Origin of the sequence: Kushneria aurantia DSM 21353 (assembly GCF_000382245.1) — a bacterium.
In the GTDB taxonomy this organism is placed as follows: Bacteria; Pseudomonadota; Gammaproteobacteria; order Pseudomonadales; family Halomonadaceae; genus Kushneria; species Kushneria aurantia.
Window position 1 is genome coordinate 16,946 of record NZ_KB907887.1, and the last position, 24,380, is coordinate 41,325.

Consider the following 24,380-nt stretch of genomic DNA (forward strand, 5'->3'; position numbering starts at 1 on the left):
AACGCGCACAGCATATCAGAGCGCGGTGCCCTCGTGCTCGGGGGAAAGCACCACGCGCATTGCGCGCGCAAGCGTCACCCCCTCGCCCGACAGTACAACGGCGTTCTCGCCGAAGAAAGCGCCCTTTTGCTCGACATGCGACATGCGGCTCAGAGTGCCCAGCGGCTCGCCCGGATGCAGGATCTCGCCGCTGCACTGATCGACGGTGACCACCCGACAGCGCTCACAGGGCTTGCACAACCATAGTGAAAAACCCTCGCCGCCAAGCCGCGTCGCCGCGTGCTCGGCAAAGGCCGGGGTGTGGTCGATCACCAGATTGGGCCGAAAGCGGCTCATCGGCACCGGCGGCAGCTCGCGCTCGGCCAGCCGCGCATTGAGTGCCGCCAGCGAAGCGCTGGCGGTAACCAGCAGCGGATAGCCGTCAGCAAAACCGGTGAGAGCGACAAGCTCGCCAAGCCGTTGGGGACTGACCCGACGCCGGTTATCGCGCGGCACCCGCTTGAGACGCACGCTACGACCCAGCGCCGCGCTCAGCCAGGCGGCCGCCTCGTCGCCCTCGTCCTGCCCCTGACACTCGGTTTTGAAGATACGTACCCGATCGGCAGGGGTGGCAGGTTCAGCGAGCGGCACGAACAGATGGCGCCGGCTCGGCGCCGTAATGATCAGATGTTCACTGTCAATCGCGGTGCCGAGGGTCGCCATGGCGGGGCAGTCACGCTGGGTGACGAAGTTGCCCCGCTCGTCGGTGATCACCCAGCGGCGATCGAAGGCCAGCCCCTCACCGGTCAGCATCACGGCGGGCATATCGATACCGGCCAGTGACTTGACCGGATAGATGTAAAGCGCGCTGATGGAGGCCGAGGAAGTCATGGCGACACAACCGGCTCAGATGGCGGACTGGCGATCGGCCAGCTCGCCCAGCGCGCGTACCGCCACTGTGAAAAGCGCATAGCCCAGCTCCTGACTCGAATGCACCTCGTCGAGCAGCGCACACCAGCGATCCACCGCACTGCGATGCTCCGCCATCCAGTGTTCGACACTGTCGTCGACCGACTCGCTCTCCTCACGGCGCAGCACGCTGGCGGTAAGCGCCAGCTGCTGGCGATCAAGGTCGTCGCGCAGCGACTCGCGGGCGATCGCCTGCCAGTTGTCGGCCACCTCCAGACGGTTGACCTGCTCGAGCATCCACGGCAGCGACAACCGCTCACCGATCAGGTAGTAGCTGTCGGCCACCCGCTCCAGAGAAATCCCGGTCATGCGCGCGGTCTCGATGATGCCCAGACCGGCGTAGAGACTCTCGGTGGCGGCAACGATATCGGCCAGCGTCTGTGGCACTCCCGCCGCCACGAAACGGTCGCGCTGCTCGGCCCATTGACGATGCGCCTCGCCGCGCAGGCGCTCGCCGATGCTCTCCTGCAGGCGCGCCAGATCGGGCTGATACTGCTCGATGATATCGCCGGCCAGGGCGTTGGGGTAGTAGCGCAGAAAAAAGCGCGTGGCGCGGCGCAGCAGACGCACCAGCGACAGCATCATGTCGTACTGCAGTTCGGCGTCGACCTGCGTATCGAGTGACTCGATCTGCGCCCACAGCGCCTCCAGTTCAAAGCTGTCGCGCGCCATCACATAGGCACGCACCACCTGGGCGGCGCTGCTGCCGGTAATGTCCATCAGCCGGCGCACGAAAGGGATGCCCATGTGGTTAATGACATCACCGGCGACCTGGGTGGCGACAATCTGCTGACGCAGACGGTGCGCCATCGCTTCATCGCGGTAGCGCTCGATCAGGGTCGCGGGGAAGGCGCGCTCGACGTGGCGGGCCAGCCAGGGCTCGTCGAGAATCTCGCTCTCCTCGGCCAGCATGCCCTTGAGATCGATCTTGGCGTGCGAGATCAGCGATGCCAGCTCCGGATGCGTCAATCCCTCGCCCTGCCGTGAGCGCTCGGCAAGGCTGTCGTCGTCGGGCAGCGCCTCCAGCTCGCGATCCAGCAGGCCGGCGCCCTCCAGATCGTTGATGAAGCGGCGATAAGGGCCAGGGTTCTCTTTTGACAGCAGCCGCGACAGCGACAGCGCCTGGGTCTGCTGGTAGTTGTCGTCGACCACCAGATCGGCCACTTCGTCGGTCATGCTCGACAGCAGGTCGTTGCGCTGCTTGCCGGTCAGGTCACCGCGGGTGACCACCTCGTCGAGCAGAATCTTGATGTTGACCTCGTGGTCGGAGCAGTTGACCCCGCCGGCGTTGTCGATGAAGTCGGTATTGACCCTGACGCCGTGATCGGCCGCCTCGCGGCGCCCCAGTTGGGTAACACCGAGGTTACCGCCCTCGCCGATCACCCGGCAGCCCAGCTCGCAGCCGTCGACCCGCAGGCTGTCGTTGGCCTTGTCGCCGACGTCGGCATGGCTCTCCTCGCTCGACTTGACGTAGGTGCCAATACCGCCATTCCAGAGCAGATCGACCTGTGCCCTGAGCAGCGCGTGGATCAGATCGTTGGGCGCCATGCGCTGCTCGCTGATGCCAAAGCGCTCACGCATCGCATCGCTGATCTCGATCGACTTGGCCTCGCGGGAGAAAACCCCGCCGCCCTCGCTGATCAGCGACTTGTCGTAATCCGCCCAGCTGGAGGTAGCCAGCTCGAACATGCGCTTGCGCTCCTTGAAAGAGGCCTCGCAGTCCGGCTCGGGGTCGATGAAGATGTGGCGATGGTTGAAGGCCGCCACCAGGCGGATCTTTTCCGACAACAGCATGCCGTTACCGAAGACGTCACCGGCCATGTCGCCCACGCCGATCACCGTAAAGGGGTCGGACTGGGTATTGATGCCCAGCTCGCGGAAATGGCGCTTGACCGCCTCCCAGGCACCGCGCGCGGTGATCGCCATGCCCTTGTGGTCGTAGCCGTGCTTGCCGCCCGAGGCGAAAGCGTCACCCAGCCAGAAGTTATACTCATGGGCCAGCGCGTTGGCGATATCGGAGAAGGTCGCGGTGCCCTTGTCGGCGGCGACCACCAGGTAGGTGTCGTCGCCGTCATGGCGCACCACCCGCTCGGGCGCCACTACCTGCTTGTCGACCAGGTTGTCGGTGACATCCAGCATGCCGCGGATCAGCGTCTGGTAGCAGGCGATGCCCTCTTTCTGGATCGCCTCGCGACCGCCACCCTCGGGCAGCTGCCTGCAGATGAAGCCGCCCTTGGCACCGCTGGGTACGATCACCGAGTTCTTGACCTGCTGCGCCTTGACCAGACCCAGAATCTCGGTGCGAAAATCCTCGAAGCGATCCGACCAGCGCATGCCACCACGCGCGATATTGCTGGTGCGCAGGTGCACCCCTTCCATGCGCGGCGAATAGACGAAGATTTCATACAGCGGGCGTGGGCGGGGAATATCGGCCACCCGGCGCGGCGCCAGCTTGAAGGCAATGTAGGATTTGGGGCCGCCATCCGCCCCCGGCTGGAAGTAATTGGTGCGCAGGGTGGCATCGATCAGCGCCATGTAGCGGCGTACCAGTTGGTCGTCGTTGAGGCTGGTGACCTCCTCCAGATGGTGCTCGATACGGCCGCGTATCTCCTCGGCATGCGCCTCGTCACGCTCGGCATCAGGATCGAAACGCGCCCGGAACAGCGCGACCAGCTCACGAGTAATGTCGGCGTGGAGGGTCAAGGCGGTGGCGATATAGTCCTGCGACAGGCCGAAACGCACCTGCTTGAGGTAGTGGGCATAGGCGCGCAGCATCGCCACCTCGCGCCAGTCGAGGCCGGCGGCGATGATCAGACGGTTGAAGCTGTCGCTTTCCGCCGAGCCGGCCCAGATGCGCCGAAAGGCGTCGATGAAAGTGTCGCGCATGCCGTGCAGATCGACGCGATCACGGCCGGCGGATTCGAGATTGAAGTCGTGAATCCACATCTCGCCGTCGCTGCGCTCGATCTCGTAGGGCCGCTCGCTGATCACTCTGAGCCCCATGTGTTCGAGCATCGGCAGCACATCGGAGAGCGGCACCGGGCGGCTGCGATGAAACAGCTTGAGATTGACATCCTCGGTGTTTTCCACCTGACGATAGAGACTCAGGCCGATGTCATCGTTCGCCTCGACCTCTTCCATGTGACCGATATCGTGAATCGCGGTGCGCGGCGAGAAGTCATCGCAATAACTTCCCGGGAAGGCGTCACGATAGCGCTCCATCAGGCGATTGGCGGGCTCCTCGCCGTAGCCCTCGACCAGCGCGGCGTGCAGGTCGTCGCGCCAGCTGCGGGCAATATCCACCACCTTCTGCTCGAGGCGGCGGGCATCCCACTCGGCAGGCCGCTCGCCGTTGAAGCGCAGCACCAGTTGAATGCGCGCCAGTACCGACTCGGAGAGATAGGTGTTGAAATCACCGAAGGTGGCGTCAAGCTCCTCGCACAGCATGTTCTGAATGCGCAGGCGCAGGTCGGTGGAGAAAACATCGCGGGGCACATAGACCAGGCAGGAGTAGAAGCGCCCCGAACGGTCCTCGCGAATAAACAGCCTGACCCGCCGCCGCTCGCGAATGGAGAGGATGCCCAGCGCCGTGCGGCACAGCTCGTCGGTGCCCATCTGGAACAGTTCGTCGCGCGGATAGACCTCCAGAATCTGCTGTAGCTGCTTGCCGTTATGGCCTGCCGGATCGACCCCGGAGGCATTGACTACAGCGTCGATCTTGCGCCGCAGAACCGGAATATTGACCGGCCGCTCGTTGTAGACCGACAGGGTGTAAAGGCCGAGGAAACGGCGTTCGCCGATCACCTCGCCGCGCTCGTTATAGCGCTCGACAATGATGTAGTCCGGGTAGGCGGGACGATGAATGCGCGACGGCCAGGCGCTCTTGGCGAAGGAGATCAGCTCCGGTACCAGCACGTATTCGCCGCTGTCGTCGGCTTCGTTACGCGCCGGCTGTTCCTGATAGCGCGGCTTGTCGAGACGCAGCACGCCCAGTTCGCTGCCTTCAACACGGCGCGGTTCGGGACGAGCACGATCGCCATCGAATTCGTACTCCTCGTAGCCGAGAAAGGTGAAGTGGTCATCGAGCAGCCAGCCGAGAAAGTCGTGCGCCTCGCCAACATCGCGCTCCTCGACATCTTCAGGCAGCCGGCCGGAGAGCGCACTCATTTCGTCCATGGCGCTCTCGGCGCGGCTGCGCATGTCGTCGAAGTCGCCTACCGCGGCACGCACATCGCCGAGCACTTCCTCGAGCCCCTCGCGCAGCGTTTCCAGCATCCGGCGGTCGGAGTGTCGGTCGATCTCGATATAGATGATCGACTCGCGTCGCTCGGGGGCGTTGTCGGCGCGCAGCGGCGTGAAACGCACCAGCCGGTGGGCGTCATCCCGCTCGACGGCAACCACTGCGTTGTGGATGGCGTGTACCGTAACGCCCTGATGGTTGAGCTCGATGCGTACCGAGTCGACCAGAAATGACATATCGCGGCTGAGCACCTCGACTATAGTATGCGTCGATTGCCAGCCGTGCTCCTCGTAATCGGGATTGAAAACCCGCACCCGGGGGCGGTCGATGTGCTCGCGCTGCTGCAGAAAAAACCAGGTGGAGAGCGTGGAGCCGTAGATGTCCTCGAGGCGGCGTTCCTGTAGATCCTCATGGCTGGTGGCAGCATAGTAATGGCGGGCAAAGGCGCTGACCGCCTCCGCCTGTTCGGCCGACAGCCGCTCCCTGAAGCGCTCCTCGAGCGCTGTAAAAAAGGCTTCCTTGCTGTCAAACGCCGTGCTCTGCATCGGTTCTCCTCGCCTCACCGGGAAGTCGTCATGACACACCGCCGCTGCCCGAATGGACAGAGCGGCTCCCGCCCAATGGCGGGATACCATGAAGGAAAAGCTAACACAGATTGGCAGTGACGCAGAGCGGGTGTCGTGGCGGCGCTGAAGTTCCGCTTATGCTCATGGTATGCGGCATCGAGAGCTGAGCGCCTCTCGCAGCGGTGCAGATGTCGGGACTCATGTCATGGTGGATGCAACATCAGGCCGGTATTGCTGCTCGCAGCATGTGCTATCCGACATTACGAAAGAGCGCACGATCCTTGCCAGTTCGCTGCCATCATCGGCCAGCCGGATATGCGTCATGGGCAGGGGCGGCAGCCCACAGGCAGCCGGTACTTCAACCAGCGCCCGGCCGGTCAGTGACAGCGGTAGCGCCGCTACGGCGAGATCGGCACGCAGCGCGGCCAGCTGCCCCATCGAAGTATCACTCGAGTAGGCGATGCGATAGCGTCTTTGCGCTCTCTGCAGCGCATCGAGAGCGACGTCGCGCCATGCACAGCCGACTTCTGCGGCAGCCAGTGGCAGTGGACTCTGCCCGACCGCTCGCCCCTCCCGACACATCAACCACGTCAGTGGTTCCGAAAAAAGCTCGCGGGACGCCAGAGTGGAGCGCCCCACGTCATTGAACAGCGCCAACTGGACATCACCAGCGGTGAAGCTTTCCCGGATGCGCTCGCTGGCCATCAGCCGCACATCGACGTACAGGTCAGGATAGCGGTCGGCCAGCCTGCGCAGCAGCGTCGGCACCAGCGAGATACCCAGATCATGAGGCGCGGCAAGGCAAATTCGACCCGACAGCGGCGCCTGATGAAAAAGACCCAGGGTCTCTTCGCTCAGGTTCAAAAGACGCCGCGCCTGCTCCAGCAGTAGCTCGCCCGCCTCTGTCAATACGACACGACGCGCATTGCGGTCGAGTATTCTCACCCCCAGCCGCTGTTCCAGCTTGCCGATCTGCAAGCTGACTGCCGAGGGAGATTTGTGCACGCGCACAGCGGCAAGCCGAAAGGTGCCTGTCTCACAGATGGCGACAAAGCAACTCAGTGCCTCCAGGTCGAGCGTTCTGCTGGCAGCAAGCGGGCGATGTGACACGACAATGATTGAGCTTTTCTAAACGATTGGATTGGATCATATCGCTTTGCTGATCGCTGTTCCAGCGCCACTCTTCTCTTCATTGCAGAGGAGACAGCACAAATGATACGAGCAGAGCGACTCATCGGCGCCAGTTGGGCACTGATTGCCATTCTGATCTGGTCGGGCTCGCTGGTACTGCTGCGGCTCGGGGTCACCACCACACTGAACGCCTACGACCTGGCGATGCTGCGTTTCACCACGGCGGCACTGGTGCTGGCGCCGATCGCGCTGCGCCACCGTGGCAGCTCCGCCAGACGTCCGGGCTGGGCCGATATCGCCCTGATGGCCGCCCTGTTCGGCGCCCCCTATATTCTGCTGATGGCCTATGCCCTGCAGAGCGCGCCGGCCTCGGCAGCGGGAATCCTCAATCCTGGAGTAATGGCGATCACGGCCGTGGTAATGGGGCGGCTGCGGTTTGGTGACCGCATTGGCAGCGCACGGCTGTGGGGGATGGCAGTGGCCATCAGCGGCCTGCTGGCGTTTCTTTTCAGCACGCGCAATACGAGCGTGACTGCGGGTCATGGCCTGCTGGTGGTGACCGGTGCCATGTGGGCGGGCTATGTGCTGACCGTTCGCCACAGCGGCGTTTCCGCGCTGGGCGCTGCGATGATCGTCGCCATCGGTTCAGCGCTGTGCTATGCGCCGCTCTATCTGCTCTGGCTGCCAAAGCAGATCACGGCCGCACCCTGGACGGATATTGCACTGCAGATCGGTTTTCAGGGCGTTGCCGTCAGCGTCGTCGCCCTCTACGCCTTCAATCGTTCTTTCGAACTGCTGGGACCGGTTGCCGGTGCCACCCTCCCCGCCCTGATCCCGGTGGCCACCCTCGTGCTCGGAAGATTGATCCTCGCTGAGCCGATCGGTATTGGCGAAGCGGTGGCGGCACTGCTGGTCACTGTCGGCGTGGCGCTGGTACTGCTGGGTCCAGCCCTGCTGGCGCGACTGCGGAAATGGGGGACAAACGCCCTCCAGGGAGGCGCTGAATAAATCGCCGAACGAGATGAAGGGCAAGGCGCACGGAACGCAGAAGGCGAGACATAACATGTGGTTAGGCGAGTTTTCGAGTACCGCGCAACGTAGTCATTCGCTCGTGCAGGCATTTATGCAGCGGTTCCCTAACACCGCGCCAGCAGCACCCCGCACTCGCAGTGGTGCGTCCAGGGAAACTGGTCGAACAGCGCCATGCGCACGATACGGTGCGTTTTGCCCAGTATGGCAAGGTTGGCGTGCAGGCTATCCGGGTTGCAGGAGATGTAGACAATGCGCTCGAAGCGGGCGATCTGCGCGCAGCTTGCGTCATCCAGCCCGGCACGCGGCGGGTCGACCAGCACGGTGGAGAAGTCGTGCTCATCAAGGCGCATCTCGCTCACCCGTTGGCCGCGATTGCTGCCCTCCAGCGCGGCAGCGAACGCTTCGCTGGACATGCGCGCGACGTGAACGTTGTCGATGCCGTTGAGCTCAAGGTTGAACTTCGCCGAGGCGACCGAGGTGCGCGAGATTTCGGTAGCCAGCACACGGCGAAAGTTGTCTGCCAGCGCGATGGTGAAGTGGCCGTTACCGCAGTAGAGCTCGACCAGGTCAGTCTCGTGCCGTCCGCCGCCGACCGGCCGGGTCACTTCACGCGCCCACTCGAGCATCTGCGCGGCAATCACCGCATTGGGCTGGGTAAAGCTGTTCTCCACCTGCTGCCAGGCGAAGGTGCGCCCCGCCACCTCGAGGCGCTCGATAACGTCGTCGCGCGCCAGCACCCACCGCTGCTTGCGGGCGCGACCAATAATGGCAACGCCCAGCCGCGTCTGCAGCGCACGCGCCTCGCGCTCCCAGTTATCGTCGAGGCGGCGGTGATAGATCAGGGTGATCAACGCCTGGCCGTCGAGGGTGGTGAGGTACTCCACCTGAAAAAGGCGGTGGCGCAGATCGGGGTTGTCACGCAGCGCCTCGATCAACTGCGGCATCAGCGCGTTGATGCGCCGCGAGGCGACCGGATACTGATCCATGCGCACTACCCGTTTGCCGTCGGGACGCTCGGGGTCGGGCTCGAACATGGCGTGGAAGAGATCGTCGCCGTCATGCCACAGGCGAAATTCGCAGCGCATGCGATAGTAGACGGGCGGCGAGGCGAACACCTCGAGCGGCGGCGGCGAAAGATCGTCAAACTGCGCCTCGAGGCGCCGGCGCTTGTCCGCCAGCTGTTGATGATAACGGGGAGGGTCGACGACGGGTACGCTCACACGGGGGCCCTGACTGCGGCATTAACGGCCCGCCAGTGTAGCGGCTACACCGCTCAGCTCAAGTCCGTTGGCACTCCGCCCGCCCCGCTCACCCCATCGCGCGAGCGCCCGTCAGTTCAAGATTGCGAAATTCGGCATAGAGCTCAGGGTAGTCCTGCTGCAGACGGGCGAAGCGGGTGCGCGCCTGAATCGGCAGGGCATCGCGCAGCTCGGCGTACTCCTGCTCATCGAGACCCGCGTCGAGCAGTGGAAAGAGATGGTCGCGCTCCTGGCGCAGGTAGTGGCGGTGGGCGTCGAGATAGCCGGCCAGCCGCTCGGTGAACAGCGCCATGGGAATAACCGCATCCATCAGAATGCTCTCCAGATCGCCTTCGAGTTCGACCAGCCGCTGGCGCAGCGCCCGCGACTCACCGGCCATTTCGCAGATGCGCTGTCCCGAATCGGCACCGCGCTCGGCAAGGCGGTTGCCGCACAGCATCTCAAGCGGCATGAGATAGTCATCGAGATAGGCACCGATGTAATCGCAGGCTTCGCGCATCAGTCTGAAATCGGGGCGATTACCGGTCACCAGGCGGCGATGCTGCAACGACAGCACGTGCAGCAGGCGTACCATCCGAGCGTGATCCTGACGCAACTGGTTCAGCTTGAACATGGCGGCTTCTCCGGCAGTGGGTAGCGAGGAGTCAGTAGCTAGTGTGGTGTCCCACAAATATCATCCCATCATATCGGCCCATGGCGCCGCCATGCGGCGTTGCTCGTCGTTGCCATAGACCCCACTATGACGCCTCCTCGCGCCTTGCCTGACAACGCCATGCCGCCGATATGTCTTTGCGTTACTTGTGGGACACCACACCAGGAAAGCCTCAGTTTTCCCCTTTTCCACCCGGGATGCCAACGCCATTGGTCTTATATGGCCGCGCTCGAAATACGCTCTTTTCGGCGCCATAACGCGCCATGGCAAGGCCGCGACCGGGATACTCAGGACGCCTTCCCGCCGCCGCTGCGACCATCGGTCGCGGCGACATCGAGCCCGGCCAGCCAGTCGAGCTTGTCGGCGATGCGTTTCTCCAGGCCGCGATCCACCGGGTGGTAGTAGCGCGTGCCCGCAAGTTTATCGGGGAAATAGACTTCGCCGGCGGCATAGGCGTGGGGTTCGTCGTGGGCGTAGCGGTACTCGCGGCCGTGGCCCAGCGACTTCATCAGGCCGGTAGGGGCGTTGCGCAGATGGACCGGCACTTCGAGCCCACCGGTGGCGGCAACATGCTCACGCGCCTTGTTATAAGCCACATAGGCGGCATTGCTCTTGGGCGCACTGGCGATATAGAGAATCGCCTGGGCCACCGCCAGTTCGCCCTCGGGGCTGCCGAGGCGCTCCTGCACCTGCCAGCCATCGAGCGCCACGCGCAGCGCCCGCGGGTCGGCGTTGCCGATCTCCTCGCTGGCCATGCGTACAACCCGCCGGGCAATGTAAAGCGGGTCGGCACCGCCGTCGAGCATGCGGCAGAACCAGTAAAGCGCCGCGTCCGGGGCACTGCCGCGCACCGATTTGTGCAGCGCCGAGATCTGGTCGTAGAAGATGTCGCCACCGCGATCGAGGCGCCGGGTGCTCTCCCCCAGCACCTCCTCAATGACGGCCTCGGAGAGCTGCAGTGGGCCGCCGCCGCTTTCCGCATCGGCCATGTCGGCGGCGATCTCGAGCAGATTGAGGGCACGCCGGGCGTCGCCGTCGGCGGCGTGGGCCAGCAGGTCGCGCACCGCCTCCGGTGCCTCGATGCCCATCTCGCCGAGTCCCGCCGGCTCGCTCAGGGCGCGGTCGACCACCCGGCGCAGTTCCTCATGGGTGAGCGGCTTGAGCACGTGTACCCGCGCCCGCGACAGCAGGGCGTTGTTGAGCTCGAAGGAAGGATTTTCGGTGGTGGCGCCGATGAAGGTGAAAACGCCCTCCTCGACCCAGGGCAGAAAGGCATCCTGCTGCGCCTTGTTGAAGCGGTGTACCTCATCGACAAACAGCAGCGTGCGCTGGCCGCTTTGGCCGCGCTGCTGCGCCTCGAAGGCAGCGGCGCGAATCTCCTTCACGCCGGCCGAGACCGCCGACAGGGTGGCGAAGTGCGAGCGGGTAGTGCCGGCGATCAATCGCGCCAGGGTGGTCTTGCCGACTCCGGGCGGCCCCCACAGGATCATCGAGTAGAGCTGATCGCGCTGCAGTGCGCGAGTCAGCGGCCTGTCGGGCCCCAGCAGATGCGACTGACCGACGTAATCCTCCAGCCGGGCCGGACGCAGCCGCGCCGCCAGGGGCTGACCGGGCGGCGCGTCAGGGTCGAAAAGATCGCTCATGGCGGGCGCTCAGCCGGCGCCTTCGCGGATCACATCGACACCGGCGGGAATGTCAAAGCTGAAACGATCGGCGCTGATGCTCGGGTTGATCTCGATATTGTCAAACGAGATTTCGGTGCGCTGGCCGGTGCTGTCGGTCAGGTTGATACCCGCCAGCTGCTCGCTGTGAAAAATCAGCTCCAGCGCCTCGAACAGGCTGTCTTTGGCCTTCGGCGACAGCGAGAAGATCTCGGTGGTGCCCTGCTGACGGCGCGACACCCGATAGTTGTCGGTCAACTCGTCGGCACGACCGGAGAGCAGCAGCGCCGGGGTATGGGTGACGCGCTGATCCAGCGGGCGAATGCTGACCTGCTCGAGGTCAGGATCGTAGAGATAGACCTGCTGACCGTCGGACACCACCGTCTGACGCCAGGGGTCGTCGACCTGCCAGTTAAAGCGGCCGGGGCGCGACAACCACATATGGCCGCTGGCGTTTTGCAGGTTACCGCCACCGCCGTCGACGACCTGCTGGGTAAAGTCCGCCGAATAGGTACGCAGCGGCTCCAGCAGCGCGGTCAGGCGTGCGGCATCGGGGTTTTGCTGGCCGGCGGCCGCCGGCAGCGCGGTAACGGCGACGAAGAGCGCCAGCGCGGTCAACAGCAGGCGGCGCATCGCAGCGGGCAGAGTGCGGGACATGGCGATCATGAAACGTCCTGTGGTAATGAAATCCGGTAACCCTCTGAGGGCTCGTACTGTTTGGACTGCACCGACGCGCGCGGGTTCGCACGTCGGCATGGTTGAAGTTTAACAGTTCGGCGAAGGATGGATTCAGGCCGGCGGCGAAGCCAGCACCTCGCGCGCGCCGTTACTGCCCATCGGCGATACCACGCCGGCCATCTCCATCGCCTCGACCAGCCGCGCGGCGCGGTTGTAGCCGATCTTGAAGCGGCGCTGCACGGACGAGATGGAGGCGCGGCGCGACTCGGTCACATAAGCCACCGCCTCGTCATAGAGCGCGTCCTGCTCGGGGTCGTCACCCCCTTCGCCCTCGGCCTCGAGGCCGGTCAGGGCATCGGCGGAGACGCCGCCGGAGAGAATTTCGTCGATATACTCCGGTTCGCCGCGGCGCTTCCAGTCATCGACCACCCGATGCACTTCGTCATCATCAACGAAGGCGCCGTGCACGCGGATGGGCTGTCCGGCGCCGGCGGGCAGATAGAGCATGTCGCCGTGACCCAGCAGCTGCTCGGCACCGCCCTGATCGAGGATGGTGCGCGAGTCGGTGCGCGAAGAGACCTGAAACGCCATGCGGGTGGGAATGTTGGCCTTGATCAGACCGGTCACCACATCCACCGAGGGGCGCTGCGTGGCCAGAATCAGGTGAATACCGGCGGCGCGCGCCTTCTGGGCGATACGTGCGATCAGCTCCTCGACCTTCTTGCCGACGATCATGAACATATCGGCGAACTCGTCGATCACCACCACGATGTAGGGCAGCTTCTCCAGCACCGGCGGCTGCTCGTGCATCTCCCACGGCTGCGGCTCCCACAGCGGGTCGGCGATCTGCGCACCGGCTTCGGTGGCCTCGTCGATGCGAGCGTTGAAGCCGGCAAGGTTGCGCACGCCCATCGCCGCCATCAGCTTGTAACGCCGCTCCATCTCGGCCACGCACCAGCGCAGGGCGTTGGCTGCCTCCTTCATGTCGGTGACCACAGGGGCCAGCAGATGGGGAATACCGTCGTAGACCGACAGCTCCAGCATCTTGGGGTCGACCATGATCATGCGCACTTCGTCGGGTGTCGCCTTCAAAAGCATGGAGATCAACATGGCGTTGACCCCCACCGACTTGCCCGAGCCGGTGGTGCCCGCCACCAGCAGGTGCGGCATTTTGGAGAGATTCGCCACCACCGGATTGCCGCCGATGTCCTGACCCAGCGCCATCGAGACAGGCGAGCGCGCATTCTGAAAGACATCGGAGTCGAATACCTCGCGCAGACGGATCATCGCCCGGTTGGGGTTGGGAATCTCGATGCCCACCGTGGGACGGCCGGGAATGATCTCCACCACGCGCACACTCTTGACCATCATCGAGCGTGCCAGGTCCTTGGCGAGATTGCTGATCTTGGAGACCTTCACCCCGGCCGCCGGCTTGATCTCGAAGCGGGTAATCACCGGACCCGGCCAGGTATCGACCACCTCGGCCTTGACGCCGTACTCCCGTAGACGCACTTCGAGCAGTTCGGCCATCTCGCGCAGCTGTTCGTCGCTGTAGTTGGGATCGTGGCTGTCCGGCGGTGTCATCAGCGACAGCGGTGGCAGCCTCCCCTCCGGCGGCGCACCGGCGTCGCCGATGGGACGCTGCTGGGTCTGCATCTGCTGCACGGTCCAGAGCGTCGGCGTGCCCTGGGCCTCCGGCGTTGCGCCACTATCTTCATGGCTCTGCGTTTCATCGCTGTGCGGCTCGGGAACAGGCTCCGGGCGACGCGGCGTCTCGTCATGCACCGGGTGCTCGGGCGGTGGGGCCGCCGGCTCATATGACGTACCTACGGGCTCGAAACGCTCGTCCGAGTCGGCCACGGGGCGGGCATCAGTGCTGCCGAGCGTCGCCTCTTCAGGCGCCGGCTCAACCGATGAAGGCTCGTGCCGGGAGCTGTCGTCATGGCGATCATCCTGGGTGCTCAGCGGCGATGCCGGCTCGGGCTCGGCGTCGTCCCAGCGCAGCACTGCCGGCGCGTCACGCCACACGTCGTCATCATCGGCCCCGAACGTCGGCGCGGCGCTATCCTCAGGCGATGGCGTATGCGACTCGTTCTCCGCTACGAAGGACGTGGGGCGAGTAACGAAGGCGTCAGGGTGCGGCTCGTCGTCATCGTCGTCGTGCGTGCGGGGCTCGGGAATGACCTCGGGAATGCGTCGACGGGTCACGTCGACGCGCTCGCTCGGCTCGGCGTCACTCTGCTGGGTGACAGACGATGCCGCGCCGAGGCGCTCATCTTCCTGTACGGCCTCGTCATCGAAGGCGCTGTCGTGATGTGAGGCGTCATCTGCTGCAGTCTGCTCGGAAGCGCGGGCTGCCGCCGCCTCGCCGCTGGGCTCATCAGCCTCTCCGCTAGCCGGAGCGGCGCCAGCGGCCACATCGGCGCGCGGCGAGCTGTCACTGCGCTCGGCGCGCATCGAGGCGCTCTCGTAAGGCTGCTGCCAGGGGATATCGTCGCCGGTGTTCAGCGCTGCGGCCGGCTCCACGGGCTCACCGCTGTCATCCTGGGGCGGTGCCGCGGCGCTGTCCTCTTCGATATTCGGTGACACCTCACGACGGCGCCGGCGGCGTTCGGCGAAACGCGCCATCAAACCAGGGCGTCGAACCCTGCCCGACTGCTCGGTATTGTCGGCCTCGTCTTCGTCATCGTCGTGGCCGAAGTCGATCTCGTCGGCGGCCTGCTCCGCCTGCCAGCTCTCGCGCCGTTCACGGGCGCGCTCGCGACGACGCTCGCCGAGGCGCGCGCCCCGATCACGCAGCTTTGCCGCGCACCAACGGCCGACACCCAGAACACTGTTCCCCAGTTCATCGACAATCGTCAGCCAGGAGAGGCCGGTCAGCAGCGGTATACCGCACAGAAAGGCAGCCAGCGCCAGCAGAGTAGTGCCGTGCACACCCACCAGCAGCACCAGCGCCGCCGACACGCCTTCACCCACAATACCACCGGAGCCATAGGGCAAATCATTGCTGGCGTTGTAGAAATGCAGCGCTCCCAGAGTGCAGGTCGCCACCAGCACCAGCAGCAGACCACCGCCCCGCACTGCCAGGGCCACCGGGTCCCACACCATGTGGGCTTCACTGATGCGCATCAACCGCCAGGCGCCCACGCCCAGAATGCCGGGCCCCCACAGGGCACTGGCCCCGAACAGGGAATAAAGCACGTCGGCGAGCCAGGCACCGGCCGGCCCCATCCAGTTGGCCACCTCGGTTTCCGGACCGCTGTGCGACCAGCCGGGGTCCCCCTGCACATAGCTGAACAGGGTGAGCAGCAAAAAGGCGCAAAGCGCCAGCATGACAATCGCCACGCCCTCCTTGGCCGCACCCTGCAGTCGGGCACTGAAGCGTTTGGCGTTGTCGCGCGCGCGCGTGACGCGGCTATTGGTGGCGCTTTTTTTTCGGCTGCCTCGCTGAGCTCGCGGGCTCGCCCCCTTTCTGCTGCTTTGACTACGACGCGCCGATGTCGACGACTGCCTGGTCTTGCTGGCGCTCAAGGCCATCCTCCCTGCACTCACGGTTGCGTCGGCAGCCCCGGACGCGCGCCGAGCGGCGCTGGAAACGCCGCGTTTGGTAACGCCGTCAGGCTGCCGCGCAGAACAAGTTGGCGGCGCACCGCATCCACGGCGCGCAGCCAGTGTGGTTATCATACCTGGAGTTGAGGACAGGGCACAGGCCCCCGGCCAACCGCCGGGGACAAAAGGTCAGCCGGGATGGGGCAGCGCCCCCGCTTCGGGCAGCCTGAACACGCGCACGGCGGCGGCAAGCTGTCCGGCCTGATCGTTCAACTGACCGGAAGCGGCGGTCGACTGCTCGACCAGCGCCGCGTTGTGCTGAGTGGTCTGATCCAGGGAGTTCAGCGCGGTGTTGATCTGCTCGATGCCGGCAAGCTGCTCTTCGCTCGCCGCGCTGATCTCCTGCATCATCTCGCCCAGCTTCTCGATACGCGCGGTAATATCGTCGATCCGAGCACTGCTTTCGTGAATGCTGTGACTGCCGCTGGAAACCTCCGCCACCATGTGGCGTATCAGCGAACCGATATCGCCCGAGGCCTCCTGACAGCGATTGGACAACCGCCGCACCTCTTCGGCAACCACCGTGAAGCCGCGACCGTGGACACCGGCCCGGGCGGCTTCCACCGAGGCGTTGAGCGCCAGCAGATTGGTCTGGAAGGCGATACCATCGATGGTATCGATGATCGCCGACATCTGCGCGGCGGTCTTTTCCAGACCCTGCATGGTCGTCGTCGCTTCCTGCAGCTGCTGCTGCCCTTCGACAGCGCCTGCCTGCACGTCCTGCGTCATCTGCCGGCTCTGATCGGTACGCTCGTTGTTCTGACGCACGGTCGCCGTCAGCTCCTCGATGCTGGCTGCCGTCTGCTCCAGACTGGCCGCCTGCCCTTCGGTACGACGCGACAGATCAAGGTTGCCATTGGCGATCTCGCTGGAGGCGTTACCGATGCTGTCGACCGACTCACGAACTTCACCGACGATGCGCCGAAAACCATCGCCAATGCCGTTGATCGAGTTGATCAGATCTCCTATCTCGTCACGACGACGGGTCTCGATGCGCTGACCGAGATCACCCTCGGCCAGCTGCCCCGCGAGCCGCTGCACATCGGCCAGCGGGCGACTCAGCGCGCGACGCATCAGCCAATAGATACCGCCACCGACCAGCAGTGCCAGCGCGAGTGCCAGCAGCAGAAAACGATCGCGCGTGGCGTCGGTAACGCTTTCGATATCGCGATCCACGGTCGTGGCGGCAACCACCCAGTTCCATGCTGGATAGAGGCTGAACCAGGTGGTCAGGCTACCGCGCTCACCGTTGGCAGGCGCATACTCGATCAGCCCTTCGGGCTGCGTCAAAAGCGGTGCCAGCACGGCCTGTCCGCTGTCGTCGCGCAGCTCTCCGATCGGGCCTTCACCAGGCGGAGTGCCGGCCACCACCTCGCCGCTGCGCGCGTCAACAATGGTAAAAAAGCCGCTTTCACCCACCCGTATCTCCGCTACACGTTCGGCAAAGGCCTGCAGATCAGCGGTAATATCGATACCGATAAAGCTTATTCCCACGACCTCGCCGGCGCTGTTGGTCAGCGGCTCGTAGCGGGTGATGTAGGGCGTGCCGAAAAGCCGTGCAATGCCGGAGTAGCTCTGCCCCTGCGAAATTGCCTGCCAGGCACGCGACTGCCGATCAAGCAGGGTCCCCATGGCGCGCTCACCGTTCTCGTTTTTCAACGAGGTGGCCACGCGCACAAAGTCGTCGCCGCGACGGGCAAAAATCGTCACCGGCATGCCGGTACTCCGGGTGAACTCATCGATGCGGCGAATACCCATCAGATTGAGCCCGCCACGCTGGTCGGAGAGCATGGGGGCCATCTCGCCGCCGACCGGCCGGCTGCGCTCGCTGTCCAGTTCAAAGGGAGGCTCGAGCTGCTCGGCCTCGAAAAGGGACAAAAAACGCTCGGCCTGCTGCTGCAGGCTTTCGTCGAAAAGGCCCACCGTGTGTTTGAACTGCCCCACCTCCTCCTGCATGGCATTGACCATCTGATCGTGCTGCGCACGCTCGGAGGACAGTGATGCCCCCCAACTCAGCCCCATCAACGCCACCAGCATCACGACACTGATCAGCAGCGCCAGACGTGAGCCAAGACTCATTCGCCGCAAAACATCCAGCATGCGCCTATCACCTCTTTGATTTATTGGAATCCGGCAAAATTCTTGTCGGTTTTTCATATATATACGGCCATAAGTACGAAAAACTTGAGCGCTCCTGCTTCAAGCCCGCGGCGCTAACGGCGTATGATGATCTGTAAACTCCACAGCGAGCTGTCATGATCGACTGGCTGGATCCCGCAAACATCGGTTTTCCCGATCTCGAATGCGCCCTCGAGGAGCCGGACGGGCTGCTGGCAGTGGGCGGCGATCTCTCTCCTGAATGGCTGATCTGCGCCTATCGGCGTGGCATATTCCCCTGGTTCAGCGCAGACCAGCCGATTCTGTGGTGGAGCCCCGACCCGCGCATGGTGCTGTTCCCCGACGAGCTGAGGGTGCGCCGCAGCCTTGCCAAACGGCTGCGCAACGCGGGCTTTACGATCAGCTTCGATCGCGCCTTCGATGCAGTCATTGATCAATGTGCCGCGCTGCGCGCCAGTGCCGAGGGGACCTGGATCTCGCCGCGTATCAAACGTGCCTACAGCCGGCTGCACGCACTGGGGCACGCCCACAGCGTCGAGGTATGGGAAAGCGACGCGCTGGTGGGCGGACTCTACGGCGTACGTATGGGGCGCGTTTTCTTTGGCGAGTCGATGTTCTCGCGACGCCCCGATGCCTCCAAGATTGCGCTGGTGGAGCTGGTGCGCTGCTTTCGTGAACGTTTCGAGCTCGCCATGATCGACTGTCAGGTGCACACCGATCATTTGCAGCGCATGGGCGCGCGGGAGATCGCGCGGCGGGACTTCACCAGCCTGCTCGAGCGCTATATCGATGCCGAGGCCATCTGACGCCAGCTCCGCCGTGAGGAGACATTGTGATGACCAACTCCGAACACATTCCGCTGCAGCAGCTGCGTTTTTTCCTGACCCGACCGCACGACTGCAGCTATCTCGCCGAGCATGAGGCGACCACGCTGTTTCTCGATCCCGAGGTAGCGATCGACGATTCGCTCTACGCCAGCCTGACGCTGCTGGGCTTTCGCCGCAGTGGCGCTCATCTCTACCGCCCCCACTGCCGTGCCTGCAGCGCCTGCCAGTCGGTACGCATACCGGTCGACGCCTTTCGAGCCGATCGTACCCAGCGGCGGATCGAGCTTCGCAACCGGGACCTGAGCGTCACCGAACGGCCGGCGCACTTTGAAGCGGAGCACTACGCGCTTTTCGAGCGCTACATTCGCGAGCGCCATGCCGACGGCGATATGTACCCCGCCTCCGAAGCGCAGTATCGCGCCTTCCTTATCAATGACAGCGGTTTTTCGCAGCTGGTCGAGTTTCGCCATGAGGGACAGCTGCTGGCCGTTGCCGCCGTCGACCGGTTGCCACACGGACTGTCCGCCATCTATACCTTTTTCGACCCGGACAGCCGCTACAAGGGGCGCTCGCTGGGCAGCTACGCCATTTTGTGGCAGATCGCACGCGCCAGGGAGCTGGGCCTGCCGCATCTCTATCTCGGCTACTGGATTCGCGACAGTCGCAAGATGGCCTACAAAACGCGTTTTCAGCCGCTGGAACACCTTGACCAGCACCGCTGGCAACGCCTCGATCGCGAAGCCCCGAGCGCACAGACGCCGTAGTTTGCCTCGCGCCCCTTTGCGCTCGGCAGCCGCATCAGGCAAAATAACCGCCTCCTGAACACCCGCCGACTGTCTGCGCAAACGCCCTGCAGGCACCGCTTCGTGTGGGTGTATCGCTTACCATCAAGGAAGGCATTGCATGGCAAGAGAAGACCATATTGAAATGGAAGGGGTGATTATCGATACCCTGCCCAATACCATGTTTCGCGTCGAGCTGGAAAACGGTCACGTCGTGACTGCGCATATTTCCGGCAAGATGCGCAAAAACTATATCCGCATCCTGACCGGCGACAAGGTCAAGGTCGAGCTGACCCCCTATGATCTCTCCAAGGGTCGCATCGTCTACCGCTCGCGCTAATAACGGCTGCCGGCCAGCTCCCCTCCGAACCTTACCCTTTCGCCCGACCTGCCGGCCATGGCGAACGCTCGGCCGCCAGCTGCGGCTTGCCAGCCAGTTTCATCACTCTGTTGCATGTGATCCGGTCAGCGGCGATAGCCCGAACCGGAAATGAAAACGCCCTGTCACATGGACAGGGCGTTGATAGTGGCGAAGAAGGCAGGCCACAGGGCTAGGCTACCTGCTCGGCCTCGGTGGAAAAATGAAGTTCGCCATTTTCCAGCGTGACATGGACAGTACCCCCATTCTCGGCCAGGTCGCCGAACAGGATCATCTCCGCCAACGGCTTCTTCAATTTTTCCTGGATCAGGCGTGCCATAGGCCGCGCGCCCATCTGCGCATCGTAGCCGTGCTCGGCCAGCCAGCTGCGCGCCTCGTCGTCGACCTCGAGCTGCACCCGCTTCTCGTCCAGCTGCGCCTGCAGTTCGACCAGGAACTTGTCGACCACGTTGCGCACCACTTCACTGTCGAGATGGCTGAACTGGATGATGCTGTCGAGGCGGTTGCGGAACTCGGGCGTGAAGGTGCGGCGAATCACTTCCATGGCGTCGGTCGAGTGGTCCTGGGTCTGGAAGCCGATCGAACGGCGCGAAGCCTGCTCGGCACCGGCATTGGAGGTCATCACCAGAATCACGTTGCGGAAATCCGCCTCGCGACCGTTGTTGTCGGTCAGCTTGCCGTGGTCCATCACCTGCAGCAGCAGGTTGAAGACATCCGGATGCGCCTTCTCGATCTCGTCGAGCAGCAGCACGCAGTGGGGGTTTTTGGTCACCGCCTCGGTGAGCAGACCGCCCTGGTCATAGCCGACATAGCCCGGCGGCGCACCGATCAGCCGCGACACGGTGTGGCGCTCCATGTACTCGGACATATCAAAGCGCACCAGCTCGATGCCCATGATCTGCGCCAGCTGACGCGCCACCTCGGTCTTGCCGACCCCGGTGGGGCCTGCGAACAGGAAGTTGCCCACCGGCTTGTCGGGGGAGCCGAGCCCGGCACGCGACAGCTTGATCGCCGACGACAGGCCGTCGATCGCCTCGTTTTGACCAAATACCAGCATCTTCAGATTGCGATCGAGATCGGCCAGCAGCTTGCGATCCGAACTGGTAACACTCTTGGGCGGAATACGCGCGATAGAGGCGACGATTGCCTCGATCTGCTCGACGTCGATCTGTGACTGACGTGCCTCGGCCGGCAGCAGGCGCTGATGCGCGCCGGCTTCATCGATCACATCGATTGCCTTGTCGGGCAGATAGCGGTCGTTAATGTAGCGCGACGACAGCCGCACCGCCGTCTCCATGGCCGCATCGGTATACTTGAGCTGGTGATGTTCCTCGAAGCGTCCGCGCAGCCCCTTGAGGATACGAATGGCGTCGTCTACCGAGGGCTCCATCACATCGACCTTCTGGAAGCGCCGCGCCAGCGCGCGGTCCTTCTCGAAGATGCCGCGGAACTCCTGGAAGGTGGTCGAGCCGATGCAGCGCAGCTCACCCGACGACAGCATCGGCTTGAGCAGATTGGAGGCGTCCATAACACCGCCGGAAGCCGCCCCGGCACCGATGATGGTGTGAATCTCGTCGATGAAAAGGATCGAGTTGGGCTCTTTCTTGAGCTCCGCCAGCAGCCCCTTGAGGCGCTTCTCGAAGTCACCGCGGTACTTGGTACCGGCCAGCAGCGCGCCCATGTCGAGAGAGTAGACCACGGCATCGCTGATGACGTCGGGCACGTCCTCCTCGACGATGCGCTTGGCCAGGCCCTCGGCGATGGCGGTCTTGCCGACGCCGGCCTCACCCACCAGCAGCGGGTTGTTCTTGCGCCGGCGGGCCAGAATCTGCACCACCCGCTCCAGCTCCTGATCACGTCCCACCAGCGGGTCGATACGGCCGATGCGGGCCTGCTCGTTGAGATTGGTGGCATAACCGGTAAGCGGATTGGAAGAAGCATCGCCGGAGGCTTCCTCGGTCTCCTCGGACTCGGCGCCGCCACTCTGATTACCCTGCTGGTTATGGCCCGACACCTTGGCGATACCGTGAGCGATGTAATTCACCGCATCGACACGCGCCACGTTCTGCTGCTTGAGGAAATAGACCGCCTGGCTCTCCTGCTCGGAGAAAATGGCCACCAGCACGTTGGCGCCGGTCACTTCCGACTTGCCGGACGATTGAACGTGGAAAACGGCGCGCTGCAGCACGCGCTGGAATCCGAGCGTGGGCTGGGTCTCGCGGTCGTCCTGATCCTCGGGAATCAGCGGCGTCGTGGTATTGATGAAATCCTGTAGATCGGTGCGCAGCTTGTCCAGATTGGCCCCACAGGCACGCAGCACATCGGCCGCCGAGGCGTTGTCCAGCAGTGCCAGCAACAGGTGCTCTACGGTCATGAACTCGTGGCGCTTGGAGCGCGCCACCGTGAACGCGGTGTTCAGGGTCAATTCAAGTTCTTTGCTCAACATGGCAGTCCCCTTTCTGGCCGTTGCGGACGGCTCAGTCCGCGCGGTCGATATCGCACAGCAGTGGATGCTGGCTTTCTCGAGCGTATTGATTGACCTGCTGGCTCTTGGTCTCCGCTACATCACGGGTGAAGATGCCGCAGGCCGCCTTACCCTGGGTGTGAACGGCCAGCATGATCTGTACCGCCTTTTCGTGATCCATGGCAAAAAAGGTCTGAAGCACCTCCACCACGAACTCCATCGGCGTGTAGTCGTCGTTGTGAAGGAAGACCCTGTAAAGCGGCGGCTCCTCGAGTTCGGGGTCACTCGCCTGCTCGGCAACATCACCCTGCTCACCTTCCTGCGGCTGATCAGGGGGCGTCTCGTCGCCCGCCATCAGCGTCATGAAGCGCCGGGGAGATGCTTCGCTGTCTGTCTTGAACATATGTGTCCGGGTCGATGAAAACAAGCGTGAAGATGATTGAATGCGCTCATCGGGCCAAAAGTTTGAGCGCAGGTTACCGACATCGTTCCCTGAAAGATGGGGCTCTATCGGCAACGATGCAAGGAATCATCGTCGAAAACCTCCCCGGTAAGCACTCACTCCAGACGCCGCACCACCGCCTCGGCGAATTCGGTAGTGCCCAGCAGAGTGGCGTTGTCCATCACCTGATGGAAATCGCCGGTCACCTCGCCGCCGGCGATAGTCGCCTCCATAGCGTCGGTCAGCAGGGTTGCCGCCTCGCCCCAGCCCATGTACTCGAGCATCATCGTCGCCGACAGAATCAGCGAGCCCGGATTGGCACTGTTGGTGCCGGCAATCTTCGGCGCGGTACCGTGGGTCGCCTCGAACATGGCGATCGAATCGCCGCGATTGGCCCCCGGCGCGATGCCGATACCGCCCACCTGAGCGGCCAGCGCATCGGAGAGATAGTCACCGTTGAGGTTGAGAGTCGCCACCACATCGAAGTCGCGCGGATGCAGCAGCGCCTCCTGCATCATGGCGTCGGCGATCATGTCCTTGATGACGATCGGCTCGCCGCCGTCGGGGTGGGCCAGCGACAGCCAGGGGCCGCCATCCAGCGGCTCGGCGCCGAATTCCTCACGCGCCACCTCATAGCCCCACTGCTTGAAGGCCCCTTCGGTGAACTTCATGATGTTGCCCTTGTGCACCAGCGTCACCGAGCGGCGGTTGTGGTCGAGGGCGTAGCGGATCGCCTTGCGCACCAGCCGCTTGCTGCCCGCTTCGGAAACCGGCTTGATGCCGATACCGCACTGCTCGGGGAAGCGGATGTTGCCGACCCCCATCTCCTCGCGCAGATAGCGAATCAGGCGATCGGCGTCGGCGCTGCCGGCCTGCCACTCGATGCCGGCATAGATATCCTCGGCGTTTTCGCGAAAGATCACCATATCAACGTGCTCGGGATGACGCACCGGGCTGGGCACGCCATTGAACCAGCGCACCGGACGCTCGCAGACGTAGAGGTCCAGCGTCTGACGCAGCGCCACGTTGAGCGAGCGCATACCGCCACCCACCGGCGTGGTCAGCGGCCCCTTGATCGACACCACATGATCGCGCACCGCGGCAAGCGTTTCGTCGGGCAGCCAGACGTCGTCGCCGTAGACACGGGTCGCCTTCTCGCCGGCATAAACTTCCATCCAGGCGATCTGGCGCTTGCCGCCCCAGGCTTTTTTCACCGCGGCATCGACAACACGACGCATGGCGGGAGTCACATCGGCGCCGATGCCATCGCCTTCGATAAAGGGGATGATGGGGTGGTCGGGCACCGACAGTTGATGATTGTCATCAACGCTGATCATCTCGCCGGTGGCCGGTGTTTCGATCTTACGGTAGCTCATGGGGTGGCGCTCCTTTTGCGGGTGGCGGAGAGCACAACGCCAAATGCGACCGAGCCGCACTGGCATACGCTTTACCGCTTCGCCATGCCGATTGGGTTGAACATCAGGATGGTGGCACGATAAGCCCCTCAATCGGGGTCGTATCAGCTGATATCCTGCACGCTTGCTGTGACTTTCCAATGTAGCATTGTAGCGACAGGTCTGCGTAGAGGTTGT

The 24,380-nt window shown here is 63.8% G+C and carries 16 protein-coding genes; 4 read left to right on the forward strand and 12 right to left on the reverse strand.

Features of this window, described 5'->3' with window-relative positions; translation table 11 throughout:
- Positions 1–15 precede the first annotated feature (15 nt).
- From H146_RS0115025 to H146_RS19540, 3 genes are all read right to left on the reverse strand, one after another.
- The gene (locus H146_RS0115025) at positions 16–870 is read right to left on the reverse strand and encodes an MOSC domain-containing protein (RefSeq protein WP_019952709.1); all 855 of its coding nucleotides are present in this window, start codon (positions 868–870) and stop codon (positions 16–18) included.
- A 15-nt stretch (positions 871–885) separates the two neighbouring features.
- A complete protein-coding gene (locus H146_RS0115030) occupies positions 886–5,733 on the reverse strand; it encodes an NAD-glutamate dehydrogenase (RefSeq protein ID WP_019952710.1) in 4,848 nt (1,615 codons plus the stop codon).
- A 219-nt stretch (positions 5,734–5,952) separates the two neighbouring features.
- The gene (locus tag H146_RS19540; RefSeq protein WP_211213348.1) at positions 5,953–6,864 is read right to left on the reverse strand and encodes a LysR family transcriptional regulator; all 912 of its coding nucleotides are present in this window, start codon (positions 6,862–6,864) and stop codon (positions 5,953–5,955) included.
- Between the two features lie 102 nt (positions 6,865–6,966).
- Between H146_RS19540 and H146_RS0115040 the strand changes: the two genes are divergently transcribed.
- Entirely contained in the window at positions 6,967–7,893 is a 927-nt protein-coding gene (locus tag H146_RS0115040; RefSeq protein ID WP_019952712.1) for a DMT family transporter, read from the forward strand.
- 128 nt (positions 7,894–8,021) lie between these two features.
- Here H146_RS0115040 and trmA read toward each other — a convergent pair whose 3' ends face one another.
- From trmA to H146_RS0115070, 6 genes are all read right to left on the reverse strand, one after another.
- A complete protein-coding gene (trmA, locus tag H146_RS0115045; RefSeq protein WP_019952713.1) occupies positions 8,022–9,137 on the reverse strand; it encodes a tRNA (uridine(54)-C5)-methyltransferase TrmA in 1,116 nt (371 codons plus the stop codon).
- Between the two features lie 88 nt (positions 9,138–9,225).
- A complete protein-coding gene (locus tag H146_RS0115050) occupies positions 9,226–9,789 on the reverse strand; it encodes a hemerythrin domain-containing protein (protein WP_019952714.1) in 564 nt (187 codons plus the stop codon).
- Between the two features lie 326 nt (positions 9,790–10,115).
- Positions 10,116–11,471, reverse strand: a complete 1,356-nt coding sequence (locus tag H146_RS0115055; RefSeq protein WP_019952715.1) for a replication-associated recombination protein A — start codon at positions 11,469–11,471, stop codon at positions 10,116–10,118.
- Positions 11,472–11,480: 9 nt separating this feature from the next.
- Positions 11,481–12,155, reverse strand: a complete 675-nt coding sequence (gene lolA, locus H146_RS0115060; protein WP_019952716.1) for an outer membrane lipoprotein periplasmic chaperone LolA — start codon at positions 12,153–12,155, stop codon at positions 11,481–11,483.
- A 123-nt stretch (positions 12,156–12,278) separates the two neighbouring features.
- Positions 12,279–15,698, reverse strand: coding sequence for a DNA translocase FtsK (locus H146_RS0115065; protein ID WP_019952717.1), 3,420 nt, complete (start codon positions 15,696–15,698; stop codon positions 12,279–12,281).
- Positions 15,699–15,905: 207 nt separating this feature from the next.
- The gene (locus H146_RS0115070) at positions 15,906–17,876 is read right to left on the reverse strand and encodes a methyl-accepting chemotaxis protein (protein WP_026352026.1); all 1,971 of its coding nucleotides are present in this window, start codon (positions 17,874–17,876) and stop codon (positions 15,906–15,908) included.
- 155 nt (positions 17,877–18,031) lie between these two features.
- Between H146_RS0115070 and aat the strand changes: the two genes are divergently transcribed.
- The 3 genes from aat to infA all read left to right on the forward strand — a co-directional run bounded on the left by aat (position 18,032) and on the right by infA (position 19,843).
- Entirely contained in the window at positions 18,032–18,700 is a 669-nt protein-coding gene (aat, locus tag H146_RS19545) for a leucyl/phenylalanyl-tRNA--protein transferase (protein ID WP_019952719.1), read from the forward strand.
- Positions 18,701–18,729: 29 nt separating this feature from the next.
- Positions 18,730–19,485, forward strand: coding sequence for an arginyltransferase (locus tag H146_RS0115080; protein ID WP_019952720.1), 756 nt, complete (start codon positions 18,730–18,732; stop codon positions 19,483–19,485).
- Positions 19,486–19,624: 139 nt separating this feature from the next.
- Positions 19,625–19,843, forward strand: a complete 219-nt coding sequence (gene infA, locus H146_RS0115085; protein WP_026352028.1) for a translation initiation factor IF-1 — start codon at positions 19,625–19,627, stop codon at positions 19,841–19,843.
- 211 nt (positions 19,844–20,054) lie between these two features.
- Here infA and clpA read toward each other — a convergent pair whose 3' ends face one another.
- The 3 genes from clpA to icd form a co-directional block, all read right to left on the reverse strand.
- Positions 20,055–22,328: an ATP-dependent Clp protease ATP-binding subunit ClpA gene (gene clpA / locus H146_RS0115090; RefSeq protein WP_026352029.1), complete on the reverse strand. Its 2,274-nt coding sequence runs from the start codon at positions 22,326–22,328 to the stop codon at positions 20,055–20,057.
- 31 nt (positions 22,329–22,359) lie between these two features.
- On the reverse strand, positions 22,360–22,749 hold the full coding sequence (gene clpS, locus H146_RS0115095) for an ATP-dependent Clp protease adapter ClpS (protein ID WP_019952723.1): 390 nt from the start codon (positions 22,747–22,749) through the stop codon (positions 22,360–22,362).
- Positions 22,750–22,904: 155 nt separating this feature from the next.
- Positions 22,905–24,164, reverse strand: a complete 1,260-nt coding sequence (gene icd / locus H146_RS0115100) for an NADP-dependent isocitrate dehydrogenase (RefSeq protein ID WP_019952724.1) — start codon at positions 24,162–24,164, stop codon at positions 22,905–22,907.
- Positions 24,165–24,380: the final 216 nt, after the last annotated feature.

What these genes read in the sequence shown, in the direction of transcription:
- aat (WP_019952719.1), top strand. Translation starts at nt 18,032, where the DNA reads ATGATCGACTGGCTGGATCCCGCAAACATCGGTTTTCCCGATCTCGAA.
- H146_RS0115040 (WP_019952712.1), top strand. Translation starts at nt 6,967, where the DNA reads ATGATACGAGCAGAGCGACTCATCGGCGCCAGTTGGGCACTGATTGCC.
- clpA (WP_026352029.1), bottom strand. Translation starts at nt 22,328, where the DNA reads ATGTTGAGCAAAGAACTTGAATTGACCCTGAACACCGCGTTCACGGTG.
- clpS (WP_019952723.1), bottom strand. Translation starts at nt 22,749, where the DNA reads ATGTTCAAGACAGACAGCGAAGCATCTCCCCGGCGCTTCATGACGCTG.
- infA (WP_026352028.1), top strand. Translation starts at nt 19,625, where the DNA reads ATGGCAAGAGAAGACCATATTGAAATGGAAGGGGTGATTATCGATACC.
- H146_RS0115050 (WP_019952714.1), bottom strand. Translation starts at nt 9,789, where the DNA reads ATGTTCAAGCTGAACCAGTTGCGTCAGGATCACGCTCGGATGGTACGC.
- H146_RS0115025 (WP_019952709.1), bottom strand. Translation starts at nt 870, where the DNA reads ATGACTTCCTCGGCCTCCATCAGCGCGCTTTACATCTATCCGGTCAAG.
- H146_RS0115055 (WP_019952715.1), bottom strand. Translation starts at nt 11,471, where the DNA reads ATGAGCGATCTTTTCGACCCTGACGCGCCGCCCGGTCAGCCCCTGGCG.
- H146_RS0115070 (WP_026352026.1), bottom strand. Translation starts at nt 17,876, where the DNA reads ATGCTGGATGTTTTGCGGCGAATGAGTCTTGGCTCACGTCTGGCGCTG.
- lolA (WP_019952716.1), bottom strand. Translation starts at nt 12,155, where the DNA reads ATGATCGCCATGTCCCGCACTCTGCCCGCTGCGATGCGCCGCCTGCTG.
- H146_RS0115080 (WP_019952720.1), top strand. Translation starts at nt 18,730, where the DNA reads ATGACCAACTCCGAACACATTCCGCTGCAGCAGCTGCGTTTTTTCCTG.
- icd (WP_019952724.1), bottom strand. Translation starts at nt 24,164, where the DNA reads ATGAGCTACCGTAAGATCGAAACACCGGCCACCGGCGAGATGATCAGC.
- H146_RS0115030 (WP_019952710.1), bottom strand. Translation starts at nt 5,733, where the DNA reads ATGCAGAGCACGGCGTTTGACAGCAAGGAAGCCTTTTTTACAGCGCTC.